Source organism: Bacillus sp. NPDC094077, assembly GCF_050279465.1.
Classification (GTDB): Bacteria; Bacillota; Bacilli; order Bacillales; family Bacillaceae_G; genus Bacillus_A.
In genome coordinates, this window is record NZ_JBNNUF010000032.1 from 1 (window position 1) to 14,849 (window position 14,849).

Genomic DNA, 14,849 nt, shown 5'->3' on the forward strand with positions numbered 1-14,849 from the left:
GTTTGTCTAGCATCTAAAATAAAAATTGACGTTTCACGTTGTTTGTTTCGTTTAGTTTTCAAAGTTCAACATCGCGTTTCAGCGACTTTTATAATTTAACATTTCTCATTAAATCTGTCAACAACTTTTTTATTTCGTTGCTGACGACGCTTATTAATTTACCATATTAATCATTTCTTAGTCAATAACTTTTAAAAAAAATGCCAAAATAATTTTATCTTGGCATGATATACAGCTTAATAATTACTAATGCAGCAACACCTGGTAGACCTAATAAACTCGTTATTGTCGCTGTGCCTGCATTAATCGGGATATGAAAATCAAAATATGTTCCTGCAACATTTACGATAAAGAGTAATGCAATTCCTAAAGTAACATGGAAGAGCGCCTTTCCTATAAAACGTAATGGTTTAGAAGAAACACCAAAAACAAGGAAAATAAAAACAAGAGAAAGAATACCAACAATAATAATTGTAGAATTCATTTTTTCCTCCTTATGAATGACCTATACATATCTATTTGTATGGGACAAGACAATAAAAAAGAACATTTATCATATAACTCCATTGATTCATCTCGCTAGCCTTTAATCAGTAATATTCCCTTCCTCAATATAAACCATCAAAATCCTCAATGGTTCTTTCAAAACAAAGCAACCCCTCAGTTTTAACAAATAAAATAAAAAGTCCTGCTTAAAAAAGCAGAACCTTTTACCATTGCTCCATTTTTACAGGACGACGCTTTGCTTCTTTTAACAAGAAGAAATATTTCGCCTCTGCTATTTTCAAAGAACAAAGTACATCTTGAGATGGTTCAACACTTTGTTCGACCATTCTCTTCTGACGTAACCATTCATTCTTCACTTTTTCCAATAGTACAATTAGCTTATCATCATACTCTTTACGCAATTTACCCTTTTTTTGAAAGAACATTTTTGTTTCTCCTCTTATACTTCTCTACGACCTTCTAACGCTTTCGACAGTGTCACTTCATCTGCATATTCTAAATCTCCACCAACTGGTAGACCATGTGCAATACGAGTTACTTTAATACCTGTCGGCTTTAAGAGGCGGGATATATACATCGCTGTAGCTTCCCCTTCAATGTTAGGATTTGTTGCTAATATCACTTCTTGTACCGTTTCATCTTGCAGTCGCTTTAAGAGTTGTGGGATGTTAATGTCTTCCGGTCCAATCCCTTCCATTGGAGAAATCGCACCACGTAACACATGATATACACCTTGATACTCTTTCATCTTTTCCATCGCAATTACATCTTTCGGTTCTTGCACGACACAAACAACTGATTGATCTCGATGCGAATCATCACAAATATAACAAGGGTCGCGGTCAGTAATATGTCCGCATACAGAACAATATGCTAAATCTCGCTTCGCATTCACAAGTGCTTTCGCAAAACCTAACACATCATCTTCTTTCATATCTAATACGAAAAATGCCAATCGAACCGCTGTTTTCGGTCCGATTCCTGGCAACTTCATAAAACTATCGATTAATTTTGATATTGGTTCTGGATAATGCATATATCAATATCCTCCTAGAACATTCCACCCGGTAAGTTTAAGCCTTTTGTAAATTTACCCATTGTAGAGTTTGAAAGTTCATCAGCCTTTTTAAGTGCATCATTTGTTGCAGCTAGCACTAAGTCTTGTAACATTTCGATATCTTCTGGATCTACAACTTCTTCTTTAATTTTCACTTCAAGAACTTGCTTATGACCATTTGCAATAACAGTAATCATTCCGCCGCCAGCTGTACCTTCAACTGTTTTTTCGCCAAGCTCTTCTTGTGCTTTTGCCATTTCCTTTTGCATCTTTTGCATTTGTTTCATCATGTTATTCATATTTCCCATTCCGCCACGCATCATAATTAATTCCTCCTAATAATAATCACTCTTTTATTTCAATAAGTTCTTGCCCTACCAATTTTACTGCTTCTTCTATGAGAGGATCTTCTTTTTGCTCTGGGCCTTCTTCAGAATCCCCGCCTTCGCGTTGTAAAAAGTCCTCCCGAATTTTACCCCATTCACTTTTTGGGATAGCAATCATATTTAACTTTTTACTTAGCAATTCAAAAAGAATTTGTTCCAGCGTATCCATTGCTTCGCGATTCTCACTCGCCATTTTACAATGAATCTCATATTGAAACGCTAACACATAAGTATCATCTGAAGCCGCTACTGGCTCACTATTTTCTAATAAAACAGCAAATGCCACTTTGTTATAAGATTTGAGTCTTCCTAACAACTCACCCCATACAGCTTTCAATTGTTCTAAATCTTGACGCTTCGCCTGCTTCAACACTTCATTTACACGTCCAACAGGAATTTTCATACTTCCTGTTCTTACTGGTTTTGGTGTTGCACGCGTCTCTCTTACCTCTGGTTGTACACCAGCTGGTACACCATTCTTTTTAACTTGTTCTAATTCTTTCTCCAGTTGCTGCATCCTGTTCATAATTGCTTGTAAACGATCTGCACCGTTTGTTTGCATCATAAACTGCTGACACAGTTGCACCATCACAACTTCTAAGAAAATCCGCGGATGGTTTGTCCACTTCATCTCTTGTTGTCCCTTACTAAGGCTATGAATAATCTCATAGATTACTTCCGGCTGCATTTCTTCACTTAACATACGGAATTGCTCATCTACAATTACTCGTTCCAACATATGTTCTAGTTGTGGTGAAGTTTGATATAAAAGCATATCACGATAATAGTAAATGAAATCTTCCATAAAGCGAACCGGATCCTTCCCTTTACTCATCATCTCATCTATGATGCGCAATGCCCTTGATACATCATTTTCACGTATACATTCTACTAGGTTACCTAAATATTGCTGAGAAACAGAGCCTGTTACAGCTAAAACATCTTCTGTTGTAACTGCATCATCACTATAAGATATGGCCTGATCGATAAGACTAAGTGCATCACGCATACCACCCTCGGCCGCACGCGCAACAATTTGTAATGCTTCCTCTTCTACTTGCGTACCCTCATTTGTCACAACCGTCGATAATCTCTCGACAATATCATTTACTGATATCTTTCGAAACTCAAATCGCTGACACCGTGAAATGATTGTAGGTGGAATCTTATGTGGTTCTGTTGTCGCTAAAATAAAGATAACATGTCCTGGCGGCTCTTCTAAAGTTTTTAAAAGCGCATTAAAGGCACCCATAGAAAGCATGTGAACTTCATCAATAATGTATACTTTATATTCTACAGCACTTGGAGCATATTTTACTTTATCTCTTATATCTCGAATTTCATCTACACCGTTATTTGAAGCCGCATCAATTTCTAATACATCTGAAATAGATCCTTGTGTAATCCCTAAACAAGAAGGACATTCATTACAAGGTTCAGCTACCGGAGCATGTTCACAGTTAATTGCTTTTGCAAATACTTTTGCAATCGTTGTTTTCCCTGTTCCCCTCGGACCAGAAAATAAATAAGCATGTGAAACTTTCTCTTGAAGAAGGGCATTTTGCAACGTTTTTGTCACGTGCTTTTGACCGACTACATCTTCGAACTTTTGCGGTCTCCATGTTCGGTATAACGCTTGGTATGACACGAAAATACGGCCTCCCTCAAAGGTTATTATCTTATATATTATAACCCATTCTGTTTATAGATTCCAAAAGTTATTTTCCATACAAAAAACCCACCTTTGTATTAAGGTGAGTTTTGTATACATATATAACTGCCGTGCACCTTCTGTCGATTACGTACCATAAGCGTTACTTAAGCAGTTAGCTCGGTTCAGGCACTCCTGCGGCACACGAGAAAACCCGCTTATTGCTGCTTCCTTCCGGACCTGACAAGGTTCACGGGGTCCCGTTGCGCAGGACCCAAACGTCAACACCACTTACTTAAGGCAGGCCTTACAGCAACATAACCTCGAGAAGGGATTCGGCCTCGCTAGAGCGGATTGCGAGTATAGGGCACCGCTACCTCCCCGCTTAGCACGGCAAAGTTAAAACCAATATTCGGTTGCCTTTATTAAAGGCATTATCAGTATAACTTGTTTTTTTATAAAATGCAAATGTGTTAATTCTCGTTGCTTTTTTCTAATTTTTTTATCGCTTTTCTTTTTTTGCGAAGCTCCCTAAAAAAGTTTGTTAGCAACGTACCACATTCTTCTTCTAGTACGCCATGTACTACTTCACATTGATGATTAAAGCGTTCATCTGTTAAAAGATTCATTAGCGTCCCTGCACATCCGCCCTTTGGATCACTTGCACCATATACAACTCTCTTTACTCGTGATAAAACAATTCCACCTGCACACATTGGACAAGGCTCTAATGTTACATATAACGTCGCATCTTCTAAACGCCATGTCCCCAATTTTTTGCACGCCTCATCAATAGCTAACAACTCAGCATGAGCTATTGATCTTTGCTCCGTTTCCCTTAAATTATGAGCAACACTAATTACCTCACCATCTAACACAATAACTGCACCAATCGGTACTTCTTGTATGATTTCTGCTTTTTTAGCCTCTTCGATTGCTAATCGCATAAAATAAATATCTTGATCTTGTTCCATAATATGGTCCTTTCATTCCAAATAAAGTACACTTATTTCCATTTACCATACGTGGGATAACTTTTACAAATTCAATCCACCCTAAAGAAAAAAGAGAGGGGATTACATATGAAAAACACAGCCTTACTCATCATCGATATGATTAATGATTTTCAATTTTCCCACGGGCCCATCCTAGCAAAAAAATGTGAAACCATAACAACTCCTATTTTACAATTAAAGAAAAAAATGAAATCCTTCGGCTATCCCACAATTTACGTTAATGACCATTATCAACTTTGGAGATCTGATATTGATCAGCTAATTACTCATTGTACGAATAAATATAGTGAAAATATAATTCATAAGATTGCCCCTAATTCTGATGATTATATTTTCATTAAACCACATTATTCCGCTTTTTATGAAACACCCTTGAATTCTTTATTAGGTTATTTAAAAATCGAAAATCTCATTTTAACGGGAATTGCAGGAAATATATGTATTCTTTTTACAGCTAACGATGCTCATATGAGGAATTATTCTCTTTATGTACCACAGGATTGTATCGCTTCTAACAACGACCAAGATAATAAACACGCTTTGAAAATAATGGAAGCTACATTAAAAGCAAATATTTTACCTTCATCTCAAATAAAATTTGATTAATACATATCTATTTTCTAACTTTTTATATCAAATTAGTCCGCTCGCTCCCCTCTTGTGCTACAATAATTCTGTTTTGTATTTTTAGTAGTCACTGTAAATTACTGATTGAAAGGAGGAAACAGCGTGACCGGAGTACCATTTATCACGGTTGAAGGACCAATTGGTGTTGGAAAAACTTCACTTGCGAAGGAAATTTCAACTCACATGCAACTCCACTTACTAAAAGAGATTGTTGATGAAAACCCTTTTTTAGGAAAATTCTATAAAGACATCGACGAATGGAGTTTTCAAACAGAGATGTTCTTTCTTTGTAATAGATACAAACAATTAGAGGATATTAACATAAAGTATTTGAATCAAAGGAAGCCTGTAGTAGCAGATTATCATATCTTTAAAAATCTAATTTTTGCATCCCGCACATTAAAAGATTCTCAATATGACAAGTACATGCAAATCTATCGTATCCTTACACAAGATATGCCTGTACCAAACGTTATCGTTTATTTAACAGCTAGCCTGGAAACATTACAAAAGCGAATCGCAATGCGCGGAAGAGAATTCGAAAAAAATATGGATCCAAATTACTTACTACAGCTCACAAAAGATTACGAAACAGCAATGGATGCTTTTAAAAAGGATCATCCAGATATCCCAGTATTGAAATTTAACGGAGACGATATGGATTTTGTAAAAAATCCTGATGATTTAAATGTCATCCTATCTGCCCTTCAAAATACTCTCTTAAAGGAGTCGAAATAATAATGAATTTAAGGCAAAAATATGATATACCAAATGACGCAGTAATCACTATCGCTGGAACAGTAGGTGTTGGTAAATCCACTATGACAACTGCATTAGCTAACGCTTTAGGTTATCGCACATCATTTGAAAAGGTAGATTCTAACCCGTATTTGGACAAGTTCTATGCTGATTTCACACGCTGGAGCTTCCACTTACAAGTGTACTTTTTAGCAGAACGATTTAAAGAACAAAAAAGAATTTTTGAATATGGTGGCGGTTTTGTTCAAGATCGCTCTATCTATGAAGACACTGGAATTTTTGCAAAAATGCATCATGAAAAAGGTACAATGACGGAAACTGATTATGAAACATACAAAGGTTTATTCGATGCTATGGTCATGACTCCTTACTTCCCTCATCCAGATTTACTAATTTACTTAGAAGGTTCTTTTGATGATATCGTTGATCGTATCCAAGAACGTGGACGCCCAATGGAACAACAAACACCAATTGAGTATTGGAAAGAGATGCATGGGCGTTACGAAAACTGGATTAATAACTTTAATTCATGCCCTGTTTTACGATTAAACATTAATGAATACGATATTTTAAAAGATGGCGATTCTATTGAACCAATCATTAAAAAAATTGGCCATTTTTTAAAACAAACACGTAAACTTGTAAAATAAAAAACCCGTGCATATGCACGGGTTTTTCTATTAAATTACTTCTTCTTTGTTGGAGCAATAATTTCACTCTCAGGTTTTCCAGCGTTAATACGCTGACGAACAGTACTTGTACTAATATCGTATGTCTCAGCAATCTCTTTAACAGTCATTTCTTTCCCGTTAATTACCGCTGTTAATACTTTACCTGTACGTTTTGGAGCTGCTTCTTTCTTTACAGCTTCTTTTTTAACCTTTTTTGGCGCCTCTACTTTTGTAGCAGTTTGTTTTACATCACAAGTACAACCACAAAGTTTACGGAATGTATCATCGCTAATAATGCGTGATACGTTTGCACCACTGTTTAAAATTCTATTGTTCTTACAGACAGGACATTGTACATAATATAAAGTTTTTCCATCTAAAGGAAACGTTTGTATAATAAGATCCATGTTGACTCCTTTCATATCTATGAAGATAATCATCGGAATATGAGTGTGTAATAAGGACAAAATCGCCTTACACCATACTTTATGATTGGTTTTAAAATAAAAACTCGTTACGTGTTGGTAACGAGTTCTCCAATCTCCACTTATATGCGCTGTTGTCAATTATATCTGGAGGAGGTAGAGGGATTCGAACCCCCGCGCGACTCTCGCCGCCTGTCGGTTTTCAAGACCGATCCCTTCAGCCAGACTTGGGTATACCTCCATATTGACATCAAATATAATATCAAAAGAAAAACAGTTAGTCAACCCTACTAAAATAAATTATGAGGAAAGGAAAATTTTACTTTCCCTCTCCTACATATAGTACTGACAACGCTCATAATTACCAATCACTCATACCGATGAATGTTTATAAATTTACTTAATAACTGTTTTTCCTCCCATATAAGGGCGAAGAACTTCTGGAATTATAATTGTACCATCTTCTTGTTGGTAGTTCTCTAAAATAGCTGCCACCGTACGTCCAATTGCAAGACCAGATCCATTTAATGTATGAACATGTTCTGGTTTTCCGTTTGGCTCACGACGGAAACGGATATTTGCACGTCTCGCTTGGAAAGCCTCAAAATTACTACAAGAAGAAATTTCACGATATGTGCCATAGCTTGGAATCCATACTTCGATATCGTATTTCTTCGCTGCTGTAAATCCTAAATCGCCTGTGCACATGCTCATAACGCGATATGGCAACTCTAATAATTGTAACACGCGTTCTGCATCATTTGTTAGTTTTTCTAACTCTTCATAAGAATCTTCTGGTTTTACGAACTTTACAAGCTCTACTTTATTGAACTGATGCTGACGAATTAAGCCACGTGTATCACGGCCAGCTGAACCTGCTTCAGAACGGAAACAAGAGCTAAATGCAGCATATCTTATAGGCAATTGCTCTTTATTTAAAATTTCATCACGGTGCATATTTGTTACAGGTACTTCAGCTGTTGGAATTAAGAAGTAATCTTCACTTTCAATACGGAATGCATCTTCTTCAAACTTCGGAAGTTGTCCTGTTCCTGTCATGCTTGCACGGTTTACCATATACGGAGGTAATACTTCTTCATATCCATGCTCATCAGTATGAAGATCAAGCATAAAGCTAATTAAAGCACGCTCTAATCTTGCACCAGCACCTTTATAGAATACGAAGCGGCTTCCTGTTACCTTCCCAGCACGTTCAAAATCTAAAACCCCTAGATCTGTAGCAAGATCCCAATGTGGTTTTGGTTCAAAAGCAAATTCTTTCACTTCTCCCCAAGTACGTGCTACTACATTATCATCCTCTGTTTCACCAACTGGAGCAGATTCATGAGGGATATTTGGGATAGATAACATTAATCTTTCTAAGTCTTCTTCTACTGTACGAAGTTCATTATCAAGATCTTTTACTTTTTCTCCAACTTCACGCATTTCTAGAATTAGAGCTTCTGCATCTTTCTTTTCGCGCTTCAATACAGAGATTTGTTGAGATACTTCGTTACGCTTACTTTTTAGTTCCTCTGTTTGAACAAGTAGTTCTCTTCTTCTCGTATCTAACTCTTCAAAGCGACCAAAATCAGTTAAATCTTCGCCTCTATGCTGTAACTTTGCTTTTACTTCTTCAAAATTTGTACGTAAAAATTTAATATCAAGCATTATATACTCCTCCTTTTATTTTATAAAACACAAAAAACTCCCGTCCCTATATAAAGGGACGGGAGTTAACCCGCGTTGCCACCCTAGTTGAAAGCATTACCGCCTTCCTCTCAAGTAGAAATAACGGCTCTTCACCGGGAATGTTTACTAATCATAAAGATATTCCACATTCCATTCCAGGATGGATTCACAAACTGTTTCTATCGATTTCCACCAACCATCGACTCTCTATAAGAAACGACATTTGTTACTACTTCCTATCAACACGCTTATTTTATAAAATTGTTACCATCAATTTACTATAATCTTATACAAGTTGCAAGTTACTTATACAACTTTTTTCATTTTCGCTTCTTTTACCATTTCTACAAAGTATGCTGTCACACGATGATCCTCCGTTAATTCCGGATGGAATGAAGCAGCTAAAAACTGATTTTGTTTTACCGCTACCATTCGGTCGCCATGCGTAGAAAGTACTTCAACATCATCAGCCACATTTACAACATACGGAGCACGAATAAATACGCCAACAAAATCCTCTCCCACACCTTTAATAGAAAGTGTAGCTTCGAAGCTATCTTTTTGACGTCCGAACGCATTGCGCTCAACTGTAATATCCATAGCACCAATATGCGCTTCTTCATAGCCAATAAGTGTTTTTGCAAGAAGAATCATTCCTGCACATGTACCAAACATTGGTTTACCAGATTTAGCGAATGTACGAAGTGGTTCCATGAAAGCATACTTATCGATAAGACGGCGCATAGTTGTACTTTCACCGCCTGGTAAAATAAGACCATCAATCTCTTCAAGTTGTTCTATACGCTTTACAACAACAGCTTCTGCACCACTTGCTTCAACTGATTTTACATGCTCACGAACTGCACCTTGAAGACCTAGTACACCGATTTTCACCATTTTAAAGATCTCCTTTAATTACCATCCACGCTCTTGCATGCGTTGTTCTGGTAATAACGTTGAAATTTCGACACCTTTCATTGCAGTACCTAATCCTTTAGAAAGGCTTGCAATTAGTTCGTAATCTTCATAATGAGTCGTTGCTTCAACGATTGCACGTGCAAATTTCTCTGGGTTCTCTGATTTGAAGATACCAGATCCAACAAATACACCATCAGCACCAAGTTGCATCATTAACGCTGCATCTGCTGGTGTTGCTACACCACCTGCTGCAAAGTTTACAACTGGTAAACGGCCAAGGCGTTTAATTTCAAGTAGCACTTCATAAGGAGCACCAGTATTTTTTGCATATGTCATTAACTCATCTTCACGTAGACTTGCAACTTGACGGATTTCTGCATTGACTTGGCGCATATGACGCACTGCCTCTACAATGTTTCCTGTTCCAGGTTCACCTTTTGTACGAAGCATAGATGCACCTTCTGCAATACGACGTGCAGCTTCTCCGATATCACGGCAACCACATACAAATGGAACTGTGTAATCACGTTTATTTAAATGGTATACCTCATCAGCAGGAGTTAATACTTCACTCTCATCGATATAGTCTACCCCTAATGATTCTAATACACGTGCTTCTACAAGGTGACCGATACGACATTTTGCCATAACCGGGATTGACACAGCACCCATAACTTCTTCAACAATTGTTGGATCTGCCATACGAGCAACGCCACCTGCTGCACGAATATCTGCAGGTACACGCTCTAATGCCATAACAGCAACTGCGCCTGCCTCTTCTGCAATCCTTGCTTGTTCAGCGTTAACTACGTCCATAATAACGCCGCCTTTTTGCATTTCTGCCATTCCACGTTTTACACGTTCTGTCCCTGTTACATTTGTCATGTACAAAAACCCCCCTAGGTGATTGCTTTCCCCGTTAAAGGAGAAAATTAAGAATACTCTTACATTCTACCATTAACTATCTGATGCTTGTCTACTATTTTTTCATAAAGTCGGTATGAAAAATAGGAATAAAAAAAGCTCCTACAACGAGGAGCTTTTAAAACCAACCTTTTACTGTATCAACAGCACCATTCCACATATCACCAAAGAAAGAGCCGATTCCACGCATAGAGCGAGTAAACCAGTTTGCTTCTTCTACTGCTGATTTTGTTACAAGATCAACTTGTAATGATTTACCAGATAAAAATCCAGGATCATTTGTATCTTTTGGTGTGATGACCATTTGACCAAGTGCAGCTCCCTTTTTAATAGGTGCTTCTTGTCCCTTATTTGCTTCTTTTAATTTTGTTTTATAAACATCTTTACTTCCTTTTGGTACTGGAAGTGAAACAGCTTGTTTTGTTTGAACTGCTACATCTTTATCTTTTGCATTATTTACTCGTACTGTTTCTTGTCCTTTTACTGAAGAATCTTTTTTATACATTTGCTTCATTTCAAAGTTAGCAAATCCATAATCATATAGCTTCTTTGTTTCATCAAAACGTGCTGTATGAGAATTTGTTTTAATAACTACAGAAATAAAACGCATACCGTTTTTTTCAACCGTACCAGTGAAACAATCTCCTGCTTCTGGAGTTGATCCTGTTTTCAGGCCATCTACACCATCATATTGTTTAACTAAGCCTTTTAACATCCAGTTCCAGTTATCCATCTGGATCGGGTACTTCCCACCCTCTTGGAAGACTTTCTTTGGAATTTTCGCTGTGTCTAATACTTTAGGAAAGTCCTTAATAAGATGCTGAGCTAAAATTGCAACATCTCTCGCGGACATTTTATTTTCTTCTTCCGGAGTTGTTCCTTCAGGATGTTGTCCCTTTAGGTCTTTGTTTGTTAAGCCTGTAGAGTTTACAAATTTATAATTTTTTAATCCAAACTCTTTCGCCTTATCATTCATCATTTTTACGAAATCAACTTCTTTTCCTGCCACCGCTTCAGCTAGAGCAATTGTCGCTCCATTAGCCGAATAAATTGCCATTGCTTCATACAACTCTTTTACCGTATAAGACCCACCATTTTCTAGCGGAACATTTGATAGTGAACGATCTTGTGAAATTTTATGCGCATATTCAGAAACCTTAATTTTCTGATCCCACTTCAGCTTCCCTTTTTCGACCGCTTCATTCACTAAGTACTCACTCATCATCTTTGTCATACTAGCAATTGCCAATAATTCATCTGCATTCTTTTGATATACAATTTTCCCAGAATTTGCTTCTACTAAAATCGCTGCACCTGCTTCAATGTTTAAAGCAGCACCTGTTTCCGCTGATGCATTGCCATATGGTGCAAACATGCTACAAGCTAGTGTAAGCACTGTTACCAAAGCAATGAATCTTTTGCAAAACATACCTTTCACTTTTGCTACCCCCAATATCTATGTACTCACATAACCGTTATTCTAACATATTCAAAAAAAAATAGACAGAGATATCAAATCTCCGTCTATTTGTATATGAGACATTATAATGAGTAGTTTGGAGCCTCTTTTGTAATTTGTACGTGATGAGGATGACTTTCACGTAAACCTGCACCTGACATGCGAATGAATTGTGCATTCTCACGTAAGAATTCTAAATCCTGTGCTCCGCAATATCCCATACCTGCACGTAATCCACCAACTAATTGATGAACTGTATCTGCTAAAGGCCCTTTGTATGGTACTCTTCCTTCAATACCTTCTGGAACAAGTTTTTTGTTTCCTTCTTGGAAGTAACGATCTTTACTTCCTTTTTCCATTGCTCCAACAGAACCCATACCACGATATACTTTAAATTGGCGACCTTGGTAAATTTCAGTTTCTCCAGGGCTTTCAGCAACACCAGCAAACATACTACCTAACATAACAACGTGTGCTCCTGCTGCTAAAGCTTTCACCATATCACCAGAGTACTTAATACCGCCATCAGCAATAACTGGAATGCCGTGTTTACGTGCTTCTGTTGCACAGTCATAAACTGCTGTTAATTGTGGTACACCAACGCCAGCTACAACGCGTGTTGTACAGATAGAACCTGGTCCAATACCAACTTTAACTACGTTTGCACCAGCTTCAATTAATGCTTTCGTCGCTTCAGCTGTAGCAACATTTCCAGCAATAATGTTTAGTGCTGGATATTTCGCACGAACTTCTTTTACTTTTTCAATAACACCTTGAGAATGCCCATGAGCTGTATCAAGTACAATTGCATCTACGCTCGCTTTTACTAATGCGTCGATACGAAGCATTGCATCAGCCGTTACACCAACTGCTGCTCCAACTAATAAGCGTCCTTGCTTATCCTTAGCAGAGTTTGGGAATTCAATTACTTTTTCAATATCTTTAATTGTAATAAGCCCTTGTAATACACCGTTATTATCAACAAGAGGGAGCTTTTCAATTTTATACTTTTGTAGGATCTTTTCAGCTTCTTCCAGCGTTGTACCAACTGGGGCTGTAATTAACTGTTCTTTTGTCATTACGTCAGAAATTTTGATTGAGTAGTCTTGGATGAAACGCATATCACGGTTTGTAATAATACCAACTAATTTTCGCTCATCTAAATTATTTACTACCGGCACACCTGAGATACGATATTTTCCCATGAGATGTTCCGCATCATATACTTGATGTTCTGGAGTTAAGAAGAAAGGATCTGAAATAACGCCGCTTTCAGAGCGCTTTACTTTATCAACTTGCTCTGCCTGTTGCTCAATAGACATATTCTTATGAATGATTCCTAAACCGCCTTGACGAGCCATTGCAATAGCCATATCCGCTTCTGTTACTGTATCCATTCCTGCACTAATTAACGGGATATTTAACTGTAAGCTTTCAGATAAAACTGTTTTTACACTTACTTCTCTTGGTAATATATCTGACTTTGCTGGTACAAGTAATACGTCATCAAAAGTCAAACCTTCTTTAACAAATTTAGATTCCCACATAATTGTTCCCCCCATGATACCAGAAATTATTATTAGTAGCTTATCAATTGGTTAAAATACTGTCAAGGACGTATATATATGTTAGAATTTTTAGACAATAAAAGGAGCGTAATATATGCATCAAACACATTATACTTGGCAGCAATTAAGTTTCTTCTTTTCATCTCAAAATGTACAACGTTATCTTGCCCGTTGTTATGAAAAATCCTCCATACAAGATGCCGAAAAAAAAAGTTTTGAAAATTGTTATCCCTTTATTTACTACTTAGAACATGGGAAAAATTATTATGAATTATATAAGGCAGCTCCATTTTCCATTCAGCCAATGTTGTTATTTTATGGGATAAGTCAACTTTTTAAAGCTTGCTTGCTAACTATTGATCCTAACTATCCAGAATCAACTACCGTTTTAGCTCATGGTGTTACAACCCGTAAACGAAAAAAACAAGGTTATCAATTTTTAGAAGATGAGGTAAAAATACAAAAAAACGGATTATTTACTCACGTTGCAGAACAACTGTTTCACATGAAACACTTAGAGGCCGAAAAATTTAATATGTTAGAGCTAATGGGAAATATTCCTGAATTACAAAATTTATTTCGTTGTAGTCAAAAAGGATTAACTTTATATAAAATTGATTCAACAAATAAAAATGATCTTTCCTTTTCGGCTAATATACTAGATCGACTACATATGACCAGAGATAGATTTTCACGTTACATCGAATCAACTTGTAAGCATTTATCCATACAACATATCCCTGAAAAAGAGGGCGAATCGAATGTACTTTTTACAGCGCCTATCGATACATGGAATCCCATGTATAGCACCCCTTTATACTATGAGTACCTTACTGATACTTATTATTTACCACTTACAACCGATCCTAGAAATCCTAAACCAGTATTACCTGAGCTCCTTGTTCATTACTTATTGCTCTATAATTTAAGCATGATCTCTAGGTATGAAACTGATTGGTGGTATGACTTACTTGGAAGCTATAGCTCTGAAGATTATCCATTTATTTATCAATTCCTTAATATTTCTGCTCAAAAAATCCCTTACTATATTTCAGTATTTTTACTAACAGAATCCAGCCTATTTCATGGGAAATAAAAAAACACGAGTCAAATGACTCGTGTTTTACGTTGCTTGGCGACGTCCTACTCTCACAGGGACAAGGTCCCAACTACCATCGGCGCTAGAGAG

Annotated in this window: 16 protein-coding genes, 1 tRNA gene, 1 other RNA gene and 1 other annotated feature; of the genes, 4 read left to right on the forward strand and 14 right to left on the reverse strand. The window is 37.0% G+C overall.

Features of this window, described 5'->3' with window-relative positions; translation table 11 throughout:
• Positions 1-214: 214 nt before the first annotated feature.
• From ACQKNR_RS28280 to tadA, 7 genes are all read right to left on the reverse strand, one after another.
• Positions 215-484, reverse strand: a complete 270-nt coding sequence (locus ACQKNR_RS28280) for a pro-sigmaK processing inhibitor BofA family protein (protein WP_427322525.1) — start codon at positions 482-484, stop codon at positions 215-217.
• Between the two features lie 226 nt (positions 485-710).
• Entirely contained in the window at positions 711-932 is a 222-nt protein-coding gene (locus ACQKNR_RS28285) for a YaaL family protein (protein ID WP_000466020.1), read from the reverse strand.
• 14 nt (positions 933-946) lie between these two features.
• Positions 947-1,543 (reverse strand): recombination protein RecR, encoded by a 597-nt coding sequence (gene recR / locus ACQKNR_RS28290; protein WP_000559165.1) that lies wholly within the window; start codon positions 1,541-1,543, stop codon positions 947-949.
• Positions 1,544-1,557: 14 nt separating this feature from the next.
• Positions 1,558-1,884 carry a YbaB/EbfC family nucleoid-associated protein gene (locus ACQKNR_RS28295; RefSeq protein ID WP_193414726.1) on the reverse strand — a complete coding sequence of 109 codons (327 nt, stop codon included), beginning with the start codon at positions 1,882-1,884 and terminating at the stop codon, positions 1,558-1,560.
• A gap of 25 nt (positions 1,885-1,909) precedes the next feature.
• Entirely contained in the window at positions 1,910-3,598 is a 1,689-nt protein-coding gene (gene dnaX / locus ACQKNR_RS28300; RefSeq protein ID WP_427322527.1) for a DNA polymerase III subunit gamma/tau, read from the reverse strand.
• A gap of 132 nt (positions 3,599-3,730) precedes the next feature.
• Positions 3,731-3,995: signal recognition particle sRNA large type (ffs, locus tag ACQKNR_RS28305), an RNA gene on the reverse strand.
• 79 nt (positions 3,996-4,074) lie between these two features.
• Positions 4,075-4,575, reverse strand: coding sequence for a tRNA adenosine(34) deaminase TadA (gene tadA / locus ACQKNR_RS28310; RefSeq protein WP_427322529.1), 501 nt, complete (start codon positions 4,573-4,575; stop codon positions 4,075-4,077).
• Positions 4,576-4,683: 108 nt separating this feature from the next.
• Between tadA and ACQKNR_RS28315 the strand changes: the two genes are divergently transcribed.
• From ACQKNR_RS28315 to ACQKNR_RS28325, 3 genes are all read left to right on the forward strand, one after another.
• On the forward strand, positions 4,684-5,223 hold the full coding sequence (locus ACQKNR_RS28315) for an isochorismatase family cysteine hydrolase (RefSeq protein ID WP_427322531.1): 540 nt from the start codon (positions 4,684-4,686) through the stop codon (positions 5,221-5,223).
• A gap of 123 nt (positions 5,224-5,346) precedes the next feature.
• Positions 5,347-5,982 (forward strand): deoxynucleoside kinase, encoded by a 636-nt coding sequence (locus ACQKNR_RS28320; RefSeq protein WP_427322533.1) that lies wholly within the window; start codon positions 5,347-5,349, stop codon positions 5,980-5,982.
• Between the two features lie 2 nt (positions 5,983-5,984).
• Positions 5,985-6,653 (forward strand): deoxynucleoside kinase, encoded by a 669-nt coding sequence (locus ACQKNR_RS28325; RefSeq protein ID WP_001053585.1) that lies wholly within the window; start codon positions 5,985-5,987, stop codon positions 6,651-6,653.
• 35 nt (positions 6,654-6,688) lie between these two features.
• On the opposite strand, the gene ACQKNR_RS28330 is transcribed toward ACQKNR_RS28325, so the two are convergent.
• The 7 genes from ACQKNR_RS28330 to guaB all read right to left on the reverse strand — a co-directional run bounded on the left by ACQKNR_RS28330 (position 6,689) and on the right by guaB (position 13,639).
• Positions 6,689-7,081, reverse strand: a complete 393-nt coding sequence (locus ACQKNR_RS28330; RefSeq protein ID WP_060629159.1) for a DUF3797 domain-containing protein — start codon at positions 7,079-7,081, stop codon at positions 6,689-6,691.
• A 166-nt stretch (positions 7,082-7,247) separates the two neighbouring features.
• A tRNA-Ser gene (locus ACQKNR_RS28335) sits at positions 7,248-7,340 on the reverse strand.
• A 155-nt stretch (positions 7,341-7,495) separates the two neighbouring features.
• Complete coding sequence (serS, locus tag ACQKNR_RS28340; RefSeq protein ID WP_427322535.1) at positions 7,496-8,770, reverse strand: serine--tRNA ligase; 1,275 nt, start codon at positions 8,768-8,770, stop codon at positions 7,496-7,498.
• Between the two features lie 51 nt (positions 8,771-8,821).
• Positions 8,822-9,043 (reverse strand) — a binding site (T-box leader).
• A 54-nt stretch (positions 9,044-9,097) separates the two neighbouring features.
• Positions 9,098-9,688, reverse strand: coding sequence for a pyridoxal 5'-phosphate synthase glutaminase subunit PdxT (pdxT, locus tag ACQKNR_RS28345; protein WP_427322537.1), 591 nt, complete (start codon positions 9,686-9,688; stop codon positions 9,098-9,100).
• An 18-nt stretch (positions 9,689-9,706) separates the two neighbouring features.
• Positions 9,707-10,594 carry a pyridoxal 5'-phosphate synthase lyase subunit PdxS gene (gene pdxS / locus ACQKNR_RS28350; RefSeq protein ID WP_000186167.1) on the reverse strand — a complete coding sequence of 296 codons (888 nt, stop codon included), beginning with the start codon at positions 10,592-10,594 and terminating at the stop codon, positions 9,707-9,709.
• Between the two features lie 157 nt (positions 10,595-10,751).
• Positions 10,752-12,062: a serine hydrolase gene (locus tag ACQKNR_RS28355; RefSeq protein ID WP_427322543.1), complete on the reverse strand. Its 1,311-nt coding sequence runs from the start codon at positions 12,060-12,062 to the stop codon at positions 10,752-10,754.
• 113 nt (positions 12,063-12,175) lie between these two features.
• Complete coding sequence (gene guaB, locus ACQKNR_RS28360; protein ID WP_427322539.1) at positions 12,176-13,639, reverse strand: IMP dehydrogenase; 1,464 nt, start codon at positions 13,637-13,639, stop codon at positions 12,176-12,178.
• Between the two features lie 115 nt (positions 13,640-13,754).
• On the opposite strand from guaB, the gene ACQKNR_RS28365 reads away from it, so the two are divergent.
• Complete coding sequence (locus ACQKNR_RS28365; protein WP_427322541.1) at positions 13,755-14,756, forward strand: YaaC family protein; 1,002 nt, start codon at positions 13,755-13,757, stop codon at positions 14,754-14,756.
• Positions 14,757-14,849: the final 93 nt, after the last annotated feature.

Coding starts and splice junctions, on each gene's coding strand:
- ACQKNR_RS28280 (WP_427322525.1), bottom strand. CDS start 484: ATGAATTCTACAATTATTATTGTTGGTATTCTTTCTCTTGTTTTTATT.
- ACQKNR_RS28285 (WP_000466020.1), bottom strand. CDS start 932: ATGTTCTTTCAAAAAAAGGGTAAATTGCGTAAAGAGTATGATGATAAG.
- recR (WP_000559165.1), bottom strand. CDS start 1,543: ATGCATTATCCAGAACCAATATCAAAATTAATCGATAGTTTTATGAAG.
- ACQKNR_RS28295 (WP_193414726.1), bottom strand. CDS start 1,884: ATGCGTGGCGGAATGGGAAATATGAATAACATGATGAAACAAATGCAA.
- tadA (WP_427322529.1), bottom strand. CDS start 4,575: ATGGAACAAGATCAAGATATTTATTTTATGCGATTAGCAATCGAAGAG.
- ACQKNR_RS28315 (WP_427322531.1), top strand. CDS start 4,684: ATGAAAAACACAGCCTTACTCATCATCGATATGATTAATGATTTTCAA.
- ACQKNR_RS28325 (WP_001053585.1), top strand. CDS start 5,985: ATGAATTTAAGGCAAAAATATGATATACCAAATGACGCAGTAATCACT.
- ACQKNR_RS28330 (WP_060629159.1), bottom strand. CDS start 7,081: ATGGATCTTATTATACAAACGTTTCCTTTAGATGGAAAAACTTTATAT.
- serS (WP_427322535.1), bottom strand. CDS start 8,770: ATGCTTGATATTAAATTTTTACGTACAAATTTTGAAGAAGTAAAAGCA.
- pdxT (WP_427322537.1), bottom strand. CDS start 9,688: ATGGTGAAAATCGGTGTACTAGGTCTTCAAGGTGCAGTTCGTGAGCAT.
- pdxS (WP_000186167.1), bottom strand. CDS start 10,594: ATGACAAATGTAACAGGGACAGAACGTGTAAAACGTGGAATGGCAGAA.
- ACQKNR_RS28355 (WP_427322543.1), bottom strand. CDS start 12,062: ATGTTTTGCAAAAGATTCATTGCTTTGGTAACAGTGCTTACACTAGCT.
- guaB (WP_427322539.1), bottom strand. CDS start 13,639: ATGTGGGAATCTAAATTTGTTAAAGAAGGTTTGACTTTTGATGACGTA.
- ACQKNR_RS28365 (WP_427322541.1), top strand. CDS start 13,755: ATGCATCAAACACATTATACTTGGCAGCAATTAAGTTTCTTCTTTTCA.